This window comes from Nonomuraea endophytica (assembly GCF_014203235.1).
GTDB lineage: Bacteria > Actinomycetota > Actinomycetes > Streptosporangiales > Streptosporangiaceae > Nonomuraea > Nonomuraea endophytica.
The window spans coordinates 217,739-234,682 of sequence record NZ_JACHIN010000009.1; the positions used below are offsets into that span (position 1 = coordinate 217,739).

Annotated in this window: 19 protein-coding genes and 1 pseudogene; 10 read left to right on the forward strand and 10 right to left on the reverse strand. The window is 70.3% G+C overall.

All coding sequences use genetic code 11. The features are described 5' to 3' along the window. Positions 1 to 102 precede the first annotated feature (102 nt). Both HNR40_RS31505 and HNR40_RS31510 read right to left on the reverse strand, forming a co-directional pair. Positions 103 to 1,239, reverse strand: coding sequence for an MFS transporter (locus HNR40_RS31505; RefSeq protein ID WP_184967722.1), 1,137 nt, complete (start codon positions 1,237 to 1,239; stop codon positions 103 to 105). Positions 1,240 to 1,271: 32 nt separating this feature from the next. Next, positions 1,272 to 1,919 carry a phosphatase PAP2 family protein gene (locus HNR40_RS31510; RefSeq protein ID WP_184967724.1) on the reverse strand — a complete coding sequence of 216 codons (648 nt, stop codon included), beginning with the start codon at positions 1,917 to 1,919 and terminating at the stop codon, positions 1,272 to 1,274. 73 nt (positions 1,920 to 1,992) lie between these two features. Here HNR40_RS31510 and HNR40_RS57430 point away from each other — a divergent pair, with 73 nt between their 5' ends. Further along, positions 1,993 to 2,589 carry a TetR/AcrR family transcriptional regulator gene (locus HNR40_RS57430; protein WP_184967726.1) on the forward strand — a complete coding sequence of 199 codons (597 nt, stop codon included), beginning with the start codon at positions 1,993 to 1,995 and terminating at the stop codon, positions 2,587 to 2,589. A gap of 80 nt (positions 2,590 to 2,669) precedes the next feature. Here the strand turns inward: HNR40_RS57430 and HNR40_RS31520 are convergent, their stop codons facing one another. Next, the gene (locus HNR40_RS31520; RefSeq protein ID WP_184967728.1) at positions 2,670 to 3,326 is read right to left on the reverse strand and encodes a DUF998 domain-containing protein; all 657 of its coding nucleotides are present in this window, start codon (positions 3,324 to 3,326) and stop codon (positions 2,670 to 2,672) included. Positions 3,327 to 3,428: 102 nt separating this feature from the next. On the opposite strand from HNR40_RS31520, the gene HNR40_RS31525 reads away from it, so the two are divergent. Further along, entirely contained in the window at positions 3,429 to 3,977 is a 549-nt protein-coding gene (locus HNR40_RS31525; protein ID WP_184967730.1) for a hypothetical protein, read from the forward strand. A 59-nt stretch (positions 3,978 to 4,036) separates the two neighbouring features. After that, the gene (locus HNR40_RS31530; protein ID WP_184967732.1) at positions 4,037 to 4,687 is read left to right on the forward strand and encodes a DUF1707 SHOCT-like domain-containing protein; all 651 of its coding nucleotides are present in this window, start codon (positions 4,037 to 4,039) and stop codon (positions 4,685 to 4,687) included. A 42-nt stretch (positions 4,688 to 4,729) separates the two neighbouring features. Here the strand turns inward: HNR40_RS31530 and glpX are convergent, their stop codons facing one another. After that, a complete protein-coding gene (glpX, locus tag HNR40_RS31535; RefSeq protein WP_184967734.1) occupies positions 4,730 to 5,764 on the reverse strand; it encodes a class II fructose-bisphosphatase in 1,035 nt (344 codons plus the stop codon). Positions 5,765 to 5,846: 82 nt separating this feature from the next. Between glpX and HNR40_RS31540 the strand changes: the two genes are divergently transcribed. Both HNR40_RS31540 and HNR40_RS31545 read left to right on the forward strand, forming a co-directional pair. Beyond that, positions 5,847 to 6,428 carry a TetR/AcrR family transcriptional regulator gene (locus tag HNR40_RS31540; protein ID WP_184967736.1) on the forward strand — a complete coding sequence of 194 codons (582 nt, stop codon included), beginning with the start codon at positions 5,847 to 5,849 and terminating at the stop codon, positions 6,426 to 6,428. A gap of 11 nt (positions 6,429 to 6,439) precedes the next feature. Further along, the gene (locus HNR40_RS31545) at positions 6,440 to 6,970 is read left to right on the forward strand and encodes a DUF4245 domain-containing protein (protein WP_184967738.1); all 531 of its coding nucleotides are present in this window, start codon (positions 6,440 to 6,442) and stop codon (positions 6,968 to 6,970) included. Between the two features lies 1 nt (position 6,971). Here the strand turns inward: HNR40_RS31545 and HNR40_RS31550 are convergent, their stop codons facing one another. Continuing rightward, complete coding sequence (locus HNR40_RS31550; RefSeq protein WP_184967740.1) at positions 6,972 to 7,571, reverse strand: TetR/AcrR family transcriptional regulator; 600 nt, start codon at positions 7,569 to 7,571, stop codon at positions 6,972 to 6,974. An 85-nt stretch (positions 7,572 to 7,656) separates the two neighbouring features. Here HNR40_RS31550 and HNR40_RS31555 point away from each other — a divergent pair, with 85 nt between their 5' ends. Continuing rightward, complete coding sequence (locus HNR40_RS31555) at positions 7,657 to 8,064, forward strand: nitroreductase family deazaflavin-dependent oxidoreductase (protein ID WP_184967742.1); 408 nt, start codon at positions 7,657 to 7,659, stop codon at positions 8,062 to 8,064. A 440-nt stretch (positions 8,065 to 8,504) separates the two neighbouring features. Here the strand turns inward: HNR40_RS31555 and HNR40_RS56615 are convergent, their stop codons facing one another. Next, the gene (locus HNR40_RS56615; protein WP_312896583.1) at positions 8,505 to 8,753 is read right to left on the reverse strand and encodes an exodeoxyribonuclease VII small subunit; all 249 of its coding nucleotides are present in this window, start codon (positions 8,751 to 8,753) and stop codon (positions 8,505 to 8,507) included. 94 nt (positions 8,754 to 8,847) lie between these two features. Between HNR40_RS56615 and HNR40_RS31565 the strand changes: the two genes are divergently transcribed. Further along, a complete protein-coding gene (locus HNR40_RS31565) occupies positions 8,848 to 9,318 on the forward strand; it encodes a GNAT family N-acetyltransferase (protein ID WP_184967746.1) in 471 nt (156 codons plus the stop codon). Between the two features lie 278 nt (positions 9,319 to 9,596). Here HNR40_RS31565 and xseA read toward each other — a convergent pair. Next, positions 9,597 to 10,793: pseudogene (gene xseA, locus HNR40_RS31570) on the reverse strand (exodeoxyribonuclease VII large subunit); the annotation flags it as partial. A gap of 26 nt (positions 10,794 to 10,819) precedes the next feature. After that, complete coding sequence (locus tag HNR40_RS31575) at positions 10,820 to 12,067, reverse strand: hypothetical protein (protein WP_184967748.1); 1,248 nt, start codon at positions 12,065 to 12,067, stop codon at positions 10,820 to 10,822. A gap of 114 nt (positions 12,068 to 12,181) precedes the next feature. Between HNR40_RS31575 and HNR40_RS31580 the strand changes: the two genes are divergently transcribed. Further along, positions 12,182 to 13,147: a 4-hydroxy-3-methylbut-2-enyl diphosphate reductase gene (locus HNR40_RS31580; RefSeq protein WP_184967750.1), complete on the forward strand. Its 966-nt coding sequence runs from the start codon at positions 12,182 to 12,184 to the stop codon at positions 13,145 to 13,147. 59 nt (positions 13,148 to 13,206) lie between these two features. Here HNR40_RS31580 and HNR40_RS31585 read toward each other — a convergent pair whose 3' ends face one another. Next, positions 13,207 to 13,698 carry a DUF6542 domain-containing protein gene (locus tag HNR40_RS31585; protein WP_312896584.1) on the reverse strand — a complete coding sequence of 164 codons (492 nt, stop codon included), beginning with the start codon at positions 13,696 to 13,698 and terminating at the stop codon, positions 13,207 to 13,209. A 41-nt stretch (positions 13,699 to 13,739) separates the two neighbouring features. After that, positions 13,740 to 15,005 (reverse strand): DNA recombination protein RmuC, encoded by a 1,266-nt coding sequence (locus HNR40_RS31590; RefSeq protein WP_184967753.1) that lies wholly within the window; start codon positions 15,003 to 15,005, stop codon positions 13,740 to 13,742. A gap of 87 nt (positions 15,006 to 15,092) precedes the next feature. On the opposite strand from HNR40_RS31590, the gene HNR40_RS31595 reads away from it, so the two are divergent. After that, positions 15,093 to 15,845, forward strand: a complete 753-nt coding sequence (locus HNR40_RS31595) for a hypothetical protein (protein ID WP_184967758.1) — start codon at positions 15,093 to 15,095, stop codon at positions 15,843 to 15,845. A gap of 11 nt (positions 15,846 to 15,856) precedes the next feature. Further along, positions 15,857 to 16,933 carry a redox-regulated ATPase YchF gene (ychF, locus tag HNR40_RS31600; protein ID WP_184967760.1) on the forward strand — a complete coding sequence of 359 codons (1,077 nt, stop codon included), beginning with the start codon at positions 15,857 to 15,859 and terminating at the stop codon, positions 16,931 to 16,933. Positions 16,934 to 16,944: the final 11 nt, after the last annotated feature.

Genomic DNA, 16,944 nt, shown 5'->3' on the forward strand with positions numbered 1-16,944 from the left:
CTGACGCACCCCACCCCCAAACACCAGCCCAACACCCTGCAAGTTGCTGCACGCCACCGCTACAACAACATGCAACCTTCACCACTCGGCTCGGGGGGTGGGTTAGGTGGTTTGGGCGGGGAGTTTGGGGTGGAAGCCGGGGGCCAGGGCGATGATGGCGGCGGCCAGGACCAAGGGGGCGGCGAACGCCACCTGCATGCCCGCCGCGTCCGCGATGCCACCGACCAGGGCGGCGCCCACGATGAAGCCCACGTAGTTGAAGAGGTTCACGCGGGCGATGGCCACCCCGGTGCCCGCCGGGTCCAGGCGCCCGGCGGCCGAGAACGACTGGGGCGCCACCACCGACAGTCCCACCCCGGTCAGGCCGAAGGCGACGATGGCGAGCGGCTGGTTCGGGGCCAGGACGATGCCGAGGAAGCCCAGGGCGGCGATCGCGCCGCCGTACCGTCTGACGGCGAAGTCGCCGCCGAGGCGGACGAGCAGCGTGGTCGCCTGGTACGCGGCGTAGGCCAGCGGGATGACGGAGGCGCCGGCGGCCAGGGCGTCCTTCATGTAGACGGTGGAGAAGTTGGAGATGGCGGCGTCCCCGACGTACAGGAAGGCCATCGCCAGGCAGAGCGGGATGATCGGCTTCCACGGGAAGCGGGCGGCGGCGGTCGTGGTCTGCTCGGTCTTCTCCTCCTCGATCGTGCAGAGCAACGGCCCGGCGATGAGTGAGCCCGCGACGGCCAGCACCATGGGCAGGGCCATCGTCAGCGACAGGGGGAGCACGGACGCCATGGCCGACGCCCACAGCGCGCCGAGCAGGCTGGCGACGCTCCATACGCAGTGGAACCCGTTGAGCAGTGGCCGGCCGTACCTGCGCTCGACGGCGACGCCCTGCATGTTCATGCCGGCGTCGACCGCGCCGACGCCCAGCCCGAACAGGAGCAGGGCCACGAGCAGGACGGGCACGTTGGGCGCCAGGCCGGTGAGGACGACGGCGGCGGCGACCAGCGGCTGGGCCAGGCGGAGCAGCCACTTGCTGCCCAGGCGCGCGGCCAGGGTGCCGGCGCCGACGCTGCCGACTCCGGCCAGCACCGGGACGATCAGCAGCAGGAGGGTCAGTTCGCCTTCGTCGAGCCGATGTCGGCCCTGGATGGCGGCGACCTGCGTGAGCAGGGTGGCGAAGGAGAGTCCTTGCACCGCGAACACGGCGAACGTGCCGGAGCGGGCCAGGCGGTTTCGGGGGGTCTTCACCGCGTGCCTCCTGCAGTAAACGTGAGGTTGCGTCAGGTTAGTGCCTGGGCCTGTCTCCTGACCAGGTCCTTGCGCAGCAGCGGCGCGAACCCCCACCACAGCAGCAGCGTCGTGCCCCCGCCCAGCAGCGCGCCGCCGATCGTGTCGGAGAACCAGTGGGCGCTGAGGTAGGTGCGGTCCCAGACCATCAGGACCGTGAAGACGGCGGTGGCCAGCAGGCCGGCCCGAGGGCTCCCGGCGGCCATCACGGCCACGATGACCAGGCAGAACGTCACCGCCGTCACCACATGCCCGGAAGGAAACGAGCCGATGTCCACGCTGACCAGCGGGTCGGCCGGCCGTTCGCGCATGACCAGCCGTTTGACGGCCTGCGCCACGACGGTGGTGGCGGACGCGGCGGTGAGCAGCAGCACCGCGCCCCAGCGCCGCCCCGTCGCCAGCCACCAGGCCATCAGCACCAGCATGATCACCATGCTGCCCCGCCCGCCGCTGAGGTTGAGCACGTGGGCCAGCAGCGTGAGCGCGTCGTTGCGGGTGCCGAGCACGGCCTCGTGCCACGCGGTGTCGAAGCCTTGAGTGAACGGCGCCGCCGGGTCGGCCAGCATGATCCCGGTGAAGACGGCGCCCAGGACGAGGAGGACGAGGCCGAGGGCGAGCGTCCAGCGGGGGCGGATTTCCATGGCCGGGAAGATTAGTCAACCCCTGACTAGTTGGTAGGTTTGTTGCAATTATGTGACCTGGTAAGGTGCCGGGGTGAAACGCCGGGGATACGCCACTGGGGAGGCACGGCGCGAGCGCATCCTCGCCATCGCCCTGCTCGAGTTCGCCGAGAACGGCTACCGCGGCGCGTCACTGGCCCGGATCGCCGAACGCGCAGAACTCACCCAGGCCGGCCTGCTCCACCACTTCAAGAGCAAGGAACGCCTCCTCCTGGCCGTCCTCGACTACCGGGACGAGATGGACATGCGCCGCTACGGCTTCGACGTCAGCGACGGGCAGGAGATGCTGAAGATGCTGGTGGACGTGGTCGAGTACAACTCCCGCGTGCCCGGTCTCGTGCAACTGTTCTCCGTCATCAGCGGTGAGGCCGTGACGGCCGACCACCCCGGCCACGAGTGGGCCAGGAACCGCTACCACCGCCTGCGCGAAGGAGTGGCCGCCGCCCTGCGCCGCAGCGCCGAGAACGGCCAGTTCCGCGCCGACCTCGACGCCGAGGCCCACGCCGACCGCCTCATCGCCATGATGGACGGCCTGCAGACCCAGTGGCTCCTCGACCCGGACCGCGTGGACATGCCGACGATCTTCCGCGGCTACGTCACCGACCTGGCCGCCGCCCTCCGCACATCCTGACCACACCCCGTCCGGCCTCGGCGCGCGCACCGCGCCGTACGGCCTGACCACCCTCAACGCTCCGTCCGGCCTGGGCGTGCTCAACCGGCGGCCGCCTCCCGCACCGGGACGACGGCGGGAGCCCGTGCGGGACCCCTGAAGCTCGCCCAGGCGCCCAGGGCGATGACCGCGGCCACCTCCGTGGCGGCCATGCCGCGCTCGACCAGGCCGAGCGGCATGACCTGCCACCAGGCGAGACCGTTGCGGGTGGCCAGCATGATGACCGCGCCGATCCCCGCCACCCACATCACCGACCCGAGCCCGAGCAGGAACGCCGCCCAGGACATCCCATGCCGATGCCGCCACGGCCGGGCGATGACCAGCGCCGCGATCGGCAGGCTCAGGAAGGCGATGAAGCTGCCCACCCGGTGGATGCTGCCGCTCAGGCTCGGCCCGACCGCCCAGTCGTGCTTGGGGAACGACGCCGTGATCAGCAGCCCCACGCTCCAGGCCAGCAGCGCGACGGTCCCGAACCAGCCCGCGATGCGCCGCCTGGCCAGCGACAGCCCGATCGCCGCCGAGCCGATGGCGAGCGTGCCCACGCCGAGTCCGAAGATCCATCCCTGGTCGCCCAGGCCGTGTTCGCTGATCGTGCGGCGCAGGGGATTGGCCTCGCCCAGGTAGGCGAGGTCCAGCCCGATGATCACCGCCACCCCGGCCACGACCGCCCCGAGCCCCACCCGCGCCGCTCTCTCCATGAAGAAGACAACGGCCGAGATCCTTACCGGATTCCGCCGCTGTCCGGAGCTGGAAATCTGGAAGGGCTTATCCCGGAGGTGGGGGAGGGTTACGTTCGGAAGATGGACAAGGGGATGCTTGCCGAATGCCGACACCTGCTCGATCACGGCATGCCGCAAGAAGCCCGCACCGCGTTCGACGCCGGCCGGGGCTACCTGCCGCTGGCCATGGACAGGTCGGGTGAGGGCGGCGCGGTGGCGCTGCTGTCCGACCGCAGCGGCGGGCCCATGATCATGGTCCACCTGTTCAAGAAGCGCGGCGGCGACTGGGAGCACCGGGGCGGCGGCGGAGGCGGGACGATCGAGTATCCGCTGGTCGGCCGGGTGCCCGCCAAAGGGCCCGAGGACTATCTGCGCTGCCCGGGTAACGGCGGGGTGCTGATGAACCCGGAGCACCGGCTGCCCTGGACCGGCTGGTATCTACGGCACGCCGAGCTGACCGCCTCGGCCGAGGTGCGGCGGGTGCGGGTGCGCGGACGCCTCATCGAAGTCCCCTTCCACGGCTTCCTGATCGTGGTCTGGTCGGCCCGCCGGGCACCCGAAGTGGAGGCGCTCGGCGAGGACGGCGAGGTGCTCACCACGCTGGACGTGAGCGGCCCCACCCTTCATTGAGCCGAAACGTTAGGCGTCGGCACCGACAGTTTCCGCCGCGCGCCGGATATCGTCGAAGTGTGAATGAACGTCCCGGATCCTGGCTGCCGAAACTCGCCGAGGTGGGCGAGCGGCTGGCCGAGGAATGGCAGTCGGCGCGTGGCCAGCAGCGCCCGAGCGACCTGCCCCAGCCGCACGAACTGCGCGCCTCCGACGCCGACCGCGAGCGCGTCGCCCAAGTGCTCCAGGACGCCCACGCCGACGGCCGCATCACCCTCGACGAGCTGGAGGAACGCCTCGGCGTCCTCTACTCCGCCCGCACCCTCGGCGACCTGGCGGGACTCACCGTCGACCTGCTCCCCGCCGACGAACAGCCGCTGCTCCTGGACGGGCGGCCGGTCGCGGCGATCTTCAAGAAGGAGGAGCGCGGCGGCCGCTGGGTGGTTCCGGCGGAGCTCGCCGTGACCGCGATGTTCGGGACGACCAAGCTCGATCTGCGGGACGCGATCCTGCAGAACCGGCGCGTCATCATCAACGCGACGCTGGTGCTCGGCGGGCTGGAGATCCACGTGCCCGAGGGTCTTGAGGTGATCCGGGTGGCCAAGGACAAGACCGTGCGTCTCACCAAGCAGCCCACCGAGCCGGACGGGCCGGTGGTCGAGGTCCGCACCACCAACTTCATGGGCGACGTGAAGGTCAAGGAGCCGCCTCGCCGTAAGCGCCGCCGCTGACTTCCGGTACGGCCGGCCGTACCGGAAGCCGGGAAAGCGGGCTCAGCCCGCGGTGTCGAAGTTGATCGCGGAGTAGGCGCGCAGCTTCCAGAGCTGGTGCTCGCTCTCGATTTTCCTGATCGTTCCGGAACGGCCGCGCATCACCAGCGAGTGCGTGACCGCCACGCCGCCGCGGAAGCGCACACCCTGCATGAGCTCGCCCTGCGTGATCCCGGTCGCGGCGAAGAAGACGTCGTCGGAGCGGACGAGGTCGTTGGTGGTGAGGACCTGGCCGAGGTTCAGGCCGGCGTCGAGTGCCTTGCGCCGCTCGGCCTCGTCACGCGGCCACAGTTTGCCCTGGATGACGCCGCCCAGGCACTTGAGCGCGCAGGCCGCCACGATGCCCTCCGGCGTGCCGCCGATGCCGAGCATCAGGTCGATGCCCGTGCCGGCGCGCGCGGCCATGATGGCGCCGGCCACGTCGCCGTCGGGGATGAACTTGATCCGCGCGCCCGTCTCCCTGATCTCCTTGACGATCTGGTCGTGGCGCGGGCGGTCGAGGATGACCACGGTGACGTCGGCGGCTGAGGAGCCCTTGGCGCGGGCCACGGCCTGGATGTTCGCCGCCACGGGGGCCTCGATGTCCACCACGTCGGCCGCTTCCGGGCCGGTGACGAGCTTCTCCATGTAGAAAACGGCCGACGGGTCGAACATCGAGCCGCGTTCGCTCACCGCGATCACCGAGACCGCGTCCGGCATGCCGAGCGCGGTCAGCCGGGTGCCGTCGATCGGGTCGACGGCCACGTCGCACTCGGGACCGCTGCCGTCACCGACCCGCTCGCCGTTGAACAACATGGGCGCCTTGTCCTTCTCGCCCTCGCCGATCACCACGACGCCGTTCATCGACACGGTGTTGATGAGCTGGCGCATCGCGTTGACGGCGGCGCCGTCCGCGCCGTTCTTGTCGCCTCTGCCCACCCAGCGCGCGGCGGCCATCGCGGCCGCCTCGGTGACGCGGACGAGCTCCATGGCGAGGTTTCGATCAGGGGCGTGCTCGCCCGTGGCCAGCGCTGCGGGTACAGACGTCTGATCGGACATGATGGTGGGGCCTCCTCGTGGACAACTGCCTCGATCGTAGTTGCCCCTCTATCCCCGGTCAGCGGAGGATAATGTGCCTCTCATGAGCAGCGATGTGGAACGGGCGGTGACGGGCCGGGGCGCGGCCACCCGTGTCGGCCTCCTCACGGCGGCCAAAGAGGTCTTCGTCTCGAAGGGATTCGCCGAGGCGGGCGTGACCGATGTGGTGGCGCGCGCCAACGCCAGCGTCGGCAGCCTCTACCACCACTTCTCCGGCAAGGCCGACCTCTACCTCACGCTGTTCGAGGACTTCCAGGGCAGACAGACGCAGCGGACCAAACGGGCCGCCCGCGATGCCCGCGAAACGGGCGAACAGGACCCGATGCGCGTCTTCCTGCGCGCCGCCCGCGCCTACCTCGACGGCTGCCTGGAAGAGCGCGAACTGGCCGCGCTGTTCCTGCGCGGGGACGGGCCGCCCGGCTTCGAGGTCGTCATGCGCGACCGGCTGCGCACGTGGGCCTCGCGCAACGCCGCCCTGTTCGAGGGCCAGCCCGCCCTGGTGATCGCCATCACCGGCGCGCTGGCCGCGGCCGTCAACGAGGTCACGCTCTCCGGCGACCGCAAGCTGGCCGACGACGTCCTCGCCATCATCGGCCAACTCCGACCCGTCGCCCCGGCAGGGTAGCCTCATCAGTTGTGCGGTTGACCCGAACTTTCTACTCCTACGCGGTGGCCCTGTTCGTCTGCCTGGCGGCGGTGGGCCTGTTCCTGCTGATGACGCCCCAGAGCAGGACCGAGCGCATCCCGAAGCGGGATTACTCGATCACGCTGGCCAACTTCAACAGGGCCGTGCCGTACACGGTGTGGGGCCCCGCCCAGGACCCGGGCGGCTGGGTCCCCAACAGCAACCGCATCGCCGACGGCGCGAACGGCGCGAAGGTCCTCTATCTGGGGTACGCGACCGCGAAGCGCGAGCACGCCATGTTCGCCCAGTCGGGTGAGCAGCCGGGCGCCGGGTTCGGCAACCGCATGGCCAACAGCGACAAGTCCGTCGGCACCGAGCAGGTCAACGGCCAGCCCTGGGACAAGCGCTTCCGCGAGGACAAGAACCAGCGCACCCTGATCAGAACTCTGCCCGGAGTCACGCTCGTGGTCACCGGCACGGCCGACTGGCCCGAACTCGCCCAGCTGGCCGCCACCCTCCGCGAGGTCCCCAAGCCGGCCTGAGCTACCGCGCGATCTCCCGGACCAGCGCGTCGAGCCCGTCCTTGATCTGCTCGACCGTGAAACCGCGCTCGGTGCGCTGGAAGTTGAGCAGGCCCACGTTGACGGGCGCGAGCAGCACGTCGGCCAGAAACCGCTGGTCGGCGCCCGGCCGGAGCTGGGCGAGCAGCGCGGTCAGGTGGGCGTGGTAGACGTGGTACGGCCCGGCGAAACGGGCCTTCGGCGAACTCTTCTCCAGGAGCAGAAAGAGTTCTTCCTGCCCGAAGAAGTGATCGACGAGCGCGCGCAGGAACGCGGAGATCCGCTCACCGGGCGTGCCACCTGGCCCCAGCGGTGAGGGACCGCTGAGGAACGCCGCCTGGAAGTGCCGCTCCCGCTCGTCGATGAGCGCGTAGATCAGTCCAGCGCGGTCGCCGAAGCGGCGGTAGACGGTCCCGACTCCCACGCATGCCTCGCGCGCCACCTCGTCGAGCGAGAGCTGCTCGGCGCCGCGCTCGGCGATCATGCGGGCGGCGCAGTCGACGATCTTCTGCCGATTACGTGCGGCATCAGCGCGTTCGGGGGGAGGTTGCCCGAGAACAGGGAGTTGCTGGCGTTCGCGCACAGCTTGAGCATAGCCACTTGGAAACGGAGACCTCTCCGGTTACTCTATTCGGAGAGTTCTCCGCTTATCGATTTTGGGAGTGGCAATGCCGAACGACTTCAACCAGCAGGTGATCGAGGAGTTCCGGGCCAACGCCGGCAAGGTCGGCGGATACTTCGAAGGCCACGACCTCGTCCTGCTCACCACCAAGGGCGCCAAGACCGGCAACCAGACCACCTCGCCCGTCATGTACCTCCCGGACGGCGACCGCTACGTGATCATCGCCTCGAACGGCGGCGCCGACCACCACCCGGCCTGGTACCACAACCTGCTCGCCCACCCGGAACTGACCGCCGAGATCGGCACCGAGACGTTCTCCGCCAAAGCCCAGCAGATCGACGGCAAGGAACGCGACGAGCTCTACGCCCGCATGGTCGCCATCGCCCCCGGCTTCGCCGAATACGAGGCCAAGACCACCCGTCGCATCCCCGTCCTCTCGCTCCACCGCGCCTGAGCTCGACAGCCTCGCTGTCGAGCGTCCCGCTTGCTGCGGTCCATGGGCGTCGCGTGGGCGTCTCGCGTGCGCGCCCAAAACCCCGCCCATCCTCTACGGCCCAGCGAAGTGAGCCCCACCCGCCGCCCGTGGCTGGGCCCCGTCCAGGGGAACGGTCGTCCAGCGTGCGTGCCCGGCCACCGTAACGACCGCCCCGCCGGCCGCCCGCGTGGTCCAGAGGCCCGGCCACGCGGCAGCCCAAAAGCCCAAACCAAGCGCAGACCAACAGCCCCCGAACCCAAGCGACAGGTCCACAAGCCCGAACCGCAGACCAACAGCTCCGAGCCACGCGGCGAGTCCACGAGCCCGCTCCACGCAGACCAAAGTCGGGACCAGGCGCAGACCGGCAGCTTCGAGCCACGCGGCGCACGGCTAGAGGCGCACAGCCAGAGGCGCAGAGCCTAGAAGGGTGCGTCCTCGGAGGGTTCGGTGCGGCGGGCCATGGCGGCGGCGAGTTTGACGCGGGCCCCCTGCAGCCACTCCTCGCACACCGCGGCCAGCTTCTCCCCCCGCTCCCACAGCTCGATCGACTGCTCCAAGGTCAGCCCGCCCGTCTCCAGGCGGTGCACCACCTCGGTCAGCTCCTCCCGGGCCTGCTCGTACGACGGTGTCCTGTCGGAGGAGGCCCCGGGTGCGTTCTCGTCTGCCACGCGACCCACCCTAGAGTCAGACACTGACAATCGCGCCCTGGCCCGCCGATGACCGGGCCGGTACGACCTTTCGCGGTGTGTGGAGGCAAAGCGTGTGGAGGCAGATGTGACCGTTCGACCCGCCACGCGTGCGGACATCCCCGAGCTGGTCCGCCTGAGGGAGGTCCTCGCCGACCGTATGGCCGAGGACGCCGGTGCCCCGGCCGACGACGACTGGCAGGAGCCGTACGCCAAGAGCCTGCACGAACGCCTCGGCGACCCCGACGTGGCCGTGCTGGTCATCGACGGGGACGACGGGCTGGCCGCGTGCGGGATCGGGTTCATCTTCCAGCGCTTCCCCGGCCCCGGCCGCTGGGACGGCCGCTTCGGCTACATCCTCGGCATGGCCACCGACCCGCGCCACCGCAGGCAGGGCCACGGCCGCGCCATCATGGACGCCCTCATGAGCTGGTACCGCGACAACGACATCACCCGCGTCGACCTGCACGCCACCTCCGACGGCGAGCCGCTCTACCGCTCGATGGGCTTCACCCAGCCGTACCCGGCCCTGACCTGGCTCGCCTAAGGCTCGTCGAGGGCAGGCTGCTCAGCCGCCGCCTTCTTACGAGGCTTCCTGGCAGGCTTAGCCGCCGCCTCAACCCCCGCGCCCGCATCGCCGCCGTCGCTCGCGCCGCCACGGACGCCCGCGCTCGTACCGACGCCCGCGCTCGTACTGCCACGACCACCCGTGCCTTTACCGCCTCGGCCGCCCGCACCGGAACCGCCCGCACCGGAACCGCCCGCACCGGAACCGCCCGCGCCCGACCCGCTCGCGTTCGAGCCACCCGCACCCGAACCGCCGCCCTCGGCCCGTACAGCCAGTCGGTCGTCGCTGAGCCGGATCGTCAGCACATCACCGGGCGCCACATCCTTGGCCAGCCGCACCACGTCCCCGTCCGGACGCTGCACGATCGCATACCCGCGCTCCAACGTCGCCGCCGGAGACAAGGCCACGAGCTGGGCCCGCAGGTGCGACAGCGAGTCGGAGGCCCGGTCCAGCGAACCCGTCAGGCTCCGCCGCGTCCTGTCCCGCAACGCGTCGACCTGCTCGGCCCGGCGCTCCAGCTCGCGTACCGGATCCGCCAGCGACGGGCGCGAACGCACCGACGTCAGCCACGACATCTCGCGGTCGAGCCAGCCGCCCACCACCCGCCGCCCCCGGTCACGCAGTTGCCGCACCAGCGTCAGCTGCTCGCCGACATCCGGCACGACCTTCTTGGCCGCGTCCGTGGGGGTGGAGGCGCGCACGTCGGCCACCAGGTCGAGCAGCGGACTGTCCTGCTCGTGGCCGATCGCGCTCACCACCGGGGTACGGCAGGCCGCCACCGCCCTGACCAGGCTCTCGTCCGAGAACGGCAGCAGGTCCTCCAGCGAACCCCCGCCCCGCGCGACCACGATCACGTCGACCTCGCGGTCGGCGTCGAGCTTGCCGAGCGCCTCGGTGACCTCGCCCACGGCGTAAGGGCCCTGGACGGCCACCTCCTCGACCTTGAACCGCACCGCCGGCCAGCGCCTCCGCGAGTTTTCCAGCACGTCGCGCTCGGCCGCCGAGTCACGGCCGCAGATCAGCCCGATCGTGCCCGGCAGGAACGGCAGCCTGCGCTTGCGGTCGGCGTTGAACAGCCCTTCGGCGGCCAGCAGCTGCCGCAACCGCTCCAGCCTGGCCAGCAGCTCGCCCACACCGACCGGCCGGATCTCCAGGGCGGTGAACGCGAACGAGCCCCTGTTGACCCAGAAGTCCGGCTTGACGTGCACGACGACCCTGGCGCCGTCGGTCGGCCTCGGCACGGTCGCCTCGTAGACGCCGCGCGGCGCGGTGACCCGCGCGCTGACGTTGGCCACCGGGTCACGCAGGGTCAGGAAGACCGTGCCGCCGCGCGCACTCAGGTCGGTGATCTGGCCCTCGACCCAGACCGTGCCGAGCTTGCCGATCCAGCCGCCGACCATCTGCAGGACCGTACGGATCGGCAAGGGCGACTCGGGAGAGGTCTTCGAGCTCATGGCGGCAGACTACGGTGCCCGGCCGACTATTCTCCGGCTTCGAGCTTGGCCAGGCGGTTCTCGTACATCTTCACGACCTCCGGCCGCCCCTGCGTGGCCTGCTCATAGGCGAGCAGCTCACCGATCTGCGCCGCGCTCTTCCCACGCATCCTCGCGCGGAGCGAAGCCACCGTCAGCTCCCCATACCCCACCAAAGGCTCCCCAGGTACGGCTCCCGCCCCCTCAACAGCCTCCCCACCAACCGGCTCGGCAACAGCCTTCCTGGCCGCAGGCTTGGCCCCAGAGGCCCTCGAAGCGCCAGGCTTAGAAGCAGTGGGCTTAGAAGCAGTGGGCTTAGAAGTGGCTGGCTTAGAAGCAGCAGCCTCGGAAGCAGTGGGCTCCGATGTGGCGGGCTCCGAGGCTGCGGCCTTGGAAGCAGCGGCCTTGGCGGCGGCGGGCTTCGTGGCAGCGGTCCTGGCGGGCGCCTTCCGCGCAGGCTTCTTGACCGGCACCTCGGCGCCAGCCGCAGCCTCGGTCGCGGCGTCGGAAGCGGCAGCCGTGGTGGCGGCCTCCGGGGTCGCGGTCTTCGGCTTGGTGGCGCGCTTGGTGGTCGTGCGCTTGGCCACGGGCTCGGCCGACTCGACGACGACCGCCTCGGTGACGGCCTCCTTGGCGACCGGCTCCTTGCTGGCAGGCTCCTCGAGGACGGGCTCCTTGGCAGCGGCCTCGTCGGCGGTGGGCTTCGCGGCAGCCGGTTCCTCCACGACAACCGGCTTGACCTCGACAGCCTCAGGGACCGAAACAGCCTCAGCAGCAACAGCGGGCTTGGCCGCCGCAGTGGCCTCGGCCTTGGAAGCGGTGGTGGCCTCGGCCGTGCTGGTGGCCTCGGCTGCAAGGGTGGGCTCGGCTGCAGGGGCGGGCTCGGTGGCCGTGGGAGCGGGGTCCGGCTTGGTGGTCGGGGTGAAGATGACCGGGTCGGCCTTGGTCTTCGGGGCGGTGCCGTTGGGTTCGGCGGTGCCCGTGGCGCTGGGGCGGGGTGCGAAGATGACCGGCTCCCTGCGCGCGGGCTTCTCCTCCGCGCTCTCGGCCAGTTGTTCGGTGGCGGGACGCTTGGTCTCCTCGACCTCTTCCCGCCGGCCCAGCCCCTTGATCGAGTTCTTGACCCGGTCCACGAGCAGCAACGCCTGCCCGGCGGCGCTCAACGTGGACTGGATGACGACGAGTGGCAGCTCCTTGGCCTTTTCCTTGTCGGTGATGGTCTTGGCGATGTTCCGTATCACGTCGCTGAGGGACATGAGGACTCCCTGGTTTACGCGGGGCGGGGGGCCCGTATTGGACGGCTGGTCTGGCAAACGCGTAACGGGCACGCACGCGCCGGCCGGTTCGCCGCTCCACGTAGCATAGGGAGCATGGAGCCGAAGACCCCCACCAGCCGACGCGTCCTCGTGGCCAAGCCCCGCGGCTACTGCGCCGGAGTCGATCGAGCCGTGGTCGCGGTCGAGAAGGCTTTGGAGCAGTACGGCGCCCCCATTTACGTGCGCAAGCAGATCGTCCACAACACCCACGTGGTCAAGACGCTCGAAGCCAGAGGCGCCATTTTCGTCGAGGAGACCGAGGAGGTCCCCGAAGGCGAGATCGTGGTCTTCTCCGCCCACGGCGTGAGCCCGGCGGTCCACGAGGAGGCCCGCAACCGGCAGTTGCGCACGATCGACGCCACCTGCCCGCTGGTGACGAAGGTCCACAACGAGGCCAAGCGCTTCGCCGGCCAGGACTACGACATCCTGCTCATCGGCCACGAAGGCCACGAAGAGGTGGAAGGCACCGCGGGCGAGGCCCCGGAGCACATCCAGCTCGTCGACGGCCTCGACTCGGTCGACCGCATCCAGGTCAAGGACCCGAGCCGGCTGGTCTGGCTCTCACAGACGACCCTGTCGGTGGACGAGACCGTCGAGACGGTCAACCGCCTCAAGGAGCGTTTCCCGACGCTGCTCGACCCGCCGAGCGACGACATCTGCTACGCCACCCAGAACCGCCAGGTCGCGGTGAAGGAGATCGCGGCGGAGTCGCAGCTCGTCATCGTGGTCGGCTCGGAAAACTCCTCCAACTCCAAGCGCCTGGTCGAGGTGGCCAAGGACTACGGCGCCGACGCCTCCTACCTGGTCGACTACGCCGCCGACATCCGCGACGAGTGGCTGGAGGGCGTCGACACGGTCGGCGTGACCAGCGGCGCCTCGGTTCCCGAGGAGCTGGTCGAGGAGGTGCTGGTCCGCCTGGCCAAGCACGGCTTCGACGACGTGCGCGAGGTCCAGCCGGTGGACGAGCGCGTGCGCTTCGCCCTGCCCCACGAGCTGCGCAAGGACCTGCGCGCCTCCTGAACCCGAACGGGCCCGCCACAAGGGATCAAGGTCCTGGGCGGGCCCACGACAAGGGGCGATCAGGGCTCGTCGCGGCGGGCGGTGCCGTACACGCGAGGCTCGAAGTAGCCCTCGGGCTCGGGCGCGAAGGCCTGCTCCCTGCGCGGACGCGGCACGTCCGTCACGGACCGCAGCTCCTCGCGCAGGTCGCGCACGTTGTCGCGCAGCCCGCGGCGCCACGCGACGGCCAGCACGATCGCCGACCCAGCGAACAGCCACGGCGCGCCCGCCGACATCGAGGTGTAGAGGCCGAGCGCGAGCGAGCCGAGCACCGACGCGGAGCTGAAGGCCCGCAGCAGCTCGACGATGAACGTGGCGCAGAAGAACACCAGCGGCGGCGTCACCACCAGCGACAACAGTTCGCGCCGGTTGACCAGCATCGCCCCGAACAGGTTCCCCGCGATGAAGACCAGCCCCATCAGGAACCCCAGCCCGAACACCGATGCCAGGACATATCCCGCCACGGTGGCCACGAAGGCGAGCGCGACCGCGCCCCGGGCGGTCAGCTTCACAGCCGAACGCCTGCCTTTCCCACTCACCGGTCCCGCCCCCCTTACTGCGACCCGTTGGCCAACTTACCGTTCGCCTGCGAAATCAGAGACGAGGTTTCCAGTAGTTCGGGGGAGGCGAGGGGCCTGGGCAGCCCTTCGAGCATCTCGGGCGCGTCGAGGTCGCCGTCGACGACGCCGAGATCGTGAAGCTTGCGTGCCGTGACCAGAACACGGCTTTCGAGCGAACCGACCGTCTTGTTGTACGCCTCCACGGACCGCGTCAGAGCCTTTCCCAGCGCGTCCACGTTACGCCCCAGCGACGACAGCCGCTCGTACAGTTCCTTGCCCAGCTCGAACACCGCCCGCGCGTTCTCGCTCAGCGCCGCCTGCTGCCAGGCGTAGTGCGCGGTGCGCAGCATCGTGATCAGCGTGGTCGGGGTGGCGATGTGCACCCGCCGGATCATCGCGTACTCCAGCAACCCGGGGTCGCGCTCCAGCGCCGGCGCCAGGAACGCCTCGCCCGGGATGAACAGCACCACGAACTCGGGCGACGGGTTGAACCCCTGCCAGTACGCCTTCGCCGCCAGCTGGTCGATGTGCTGGCGCACGTGCTTGGCGTGGGCGTCGAGGCGGACCGAGGCCAGGGACTCGTCCGCGGCCTCCGCGGCCTCCAGGTAGGCCGCCAGGGAGACCTTGGAGTCGACCACGATGTTCTTGCCGCCGGCCAGCCGTACGACCATGTCGGGGCGATGGGCGCCCTCGGTGACCTGCTCGTCGAAGTCGCAGTGGCGCTGCATGCCGGCGATCTCGGCCACGCGGCGCAGCTGCAGCTCGCCCCAGCGTCCGCGCGCCTCCGGCCGCTGCAGGGCGCGCACGAGCGCCGTCGTCTGGGAGCGGAGTTGCTCGTTGCTCTGCCGTACGAACTCCATCTGCTGGGACAGCTCGGCGCGGGCGGCGCGCGCGCCGGACTCGCTGTCGCGAAGCTGCGTCTCGACCCGGCCCAGCAGGTCCTTCAACGGTTCGACCAGGTGCTCGACGGCCTGCTTGCGCTGCTCCAGCTCGCCGCTGGCCTCGGCGCGGGTGGCGGCGAAGCGGGTCTCGGCGAGTTCGAGGAAGCGGATGTTGTTGACGTCGAGCGCGCGGGTCGACAGCGCCTGGAACCGCTCGGCGAGCTGCCCTTCGACGTAGGCGAGCTTGTCGGCGGCCGCCTTCGCCCTCGCGTCGGCCTCGGCCACCCGCACCGCCATCCTGGTCCGCGCCAGCAGGAACCCGATGGCGACACCGACGGCCAGTCCGATGAGAAGAGAGACGACATCCACTCCACGCATGGTCGCACGACATCGGCCAGTGGATCTTCCCGACACGCTTGTGCATTCCGCTTGTGCGGTACATCTCGCGTCACTCAGAGTACCCATATGGCTACCGGATCGCGGATGATCGTCTCGCTCGCCGCCACCGTCGCGGTGGCCGCCGTCGTGGTCGCCGCGGCGAGCACGGTCATCGCGGGCCGCTCCGAACCCCCGCCGCCACCTCCCGTCCAGCCGTCCCGACAGACGCTGATGTGGTCGCCCGGCGCCTGCGTGAGCCGCGACGGCGCCCGTTTCGCGCTGGCGCCGTGCGTCAGGGGCGAGGCCGAGGTCCTCACGCTGGCCGCCGACCCGCCCGGCCGCGGCCAGTGTCCCGAGGACACCGACGAGGTGGTGCGGGTCGGGCGGGGCCGTACCGCCTGCGTGCGCGCGTTCCTGGAGCCCCATCACGGCCGCGCGGGCGCGGGCGGCGGTGTGCTGCGCGCGGGCGACTGCGTGGCCCTGGACGGCCGCGAGCGCCCTTGCACAAGCTCCAGCTGGTACGGCAGGGCCGTCGCGATAACCGGCGAAGCGGACGGCTGCCCGGCCGCCACCCTGGACGCGTTGGCGCTCAGGGACGGCGTCGTCTGCCTGGGCAGGGGCGGCGACGTCCTGGCCAAGGGGATGTGCGTCGCCAAACCGGGCAAGGGCGTGGTCATGCGCTCGGCCATCGCGGGCGTGCCGTGCGCGTCGCCGCGCGCCTGGGCCCGCGTCACCTCGTTCGAGACCTCGGCCCGAGCCTGCCCCAAGGGCTCCGACCGCTATCTGCGCGCTCGCGGCGCCTTTCGCCCAGTGACCTGCTTGCACCTTGTGAGCAAGTAAACTCGCCCGACGTGAGCCTCTCTATCGGCATCGTCGGCCTGCCCAACGTCGGCAAGTCCACGCTCTTCAACGCGCTTACCAAGACCGGCAACGCGCTGGCGGCCAACTACCCGTTCGCCACCATCGAGCCCAACGTGGGCATCGTGGGCGTGCCCGACGACCGGCTGCCCAAGCTGGCCGAGATCTTCAGCTCGGCCAGGATCCTTCCGGCGAAGGTCGAGTTCGTCGACATCGCGGGCCTGGTGCGGGGCGCGTCCGAGGGGCAGGGCAGGGGCAACCAGTTCCTCGCCAACATCCGCGACACCGACGCGATCTGCCAGGTCATCCGGGTCTTCGCCGACCCCGACGTGACCCACGTCGACGGCGAGATCTCTCCCAAGCGCGACATCGAGACGATCAACACCGAGCTGATCTACGCCGACCTGCAGACCGTGGAGAAGGCGATCCCGCGCCTGCAGAAGGAGTCGCGCACCAACAAGGACAAGAAGAGCGCGCTGGAGGCGGCCGAGGCCGCGGCCAAGGTGCTGGAGACCGGCAAGACCGTCTTCGAGAGCGGGCTGGACCTTGAGGGGCTGCGCGAGCTGCACCTGCTGACGGCCAAGCCGTTCCTTTACGTGTTCAACCTCGACGCCGACGAGCTCATCGACCCGGCCCTGCGTGAGCAGCTGTCCGCGCTGGTGGCTCCGGCCGAGGCGGTCTTCCTCGACGCCAAGATCGAGTCCGAGCTGGTCGAGCTGGACGACGAGGAGGCCCTGGAGCTGCTCCAGTCGGTCGGCCAGGAGGAGTCCGGACTTTCTCAGCTGGCTCGGGTGGGCTTCGAGACGCTGGGTCTGCAGACGTACCTGACGGCTGGTCCCAAGGAGACGCGGGCCTGGACGATCAAGAAGGGCGCCACCGCCCCCGAGGCGGCCGGAGTGATCCACACCGACTTCCAGCGCGGCTTCATCAAGGCCGAGATCGTCTCCTTCGGTGACCTGGTCGATGCGGGTTCGATCGCCAATGCCCGGTCGGCGGGGAAGGCCCGGATCGAAGGTAAGGACTACGTCATGCGCGATGGTGACGTCGTCGAGTTTCGCTTCAACGTTTGACCATCTACGTC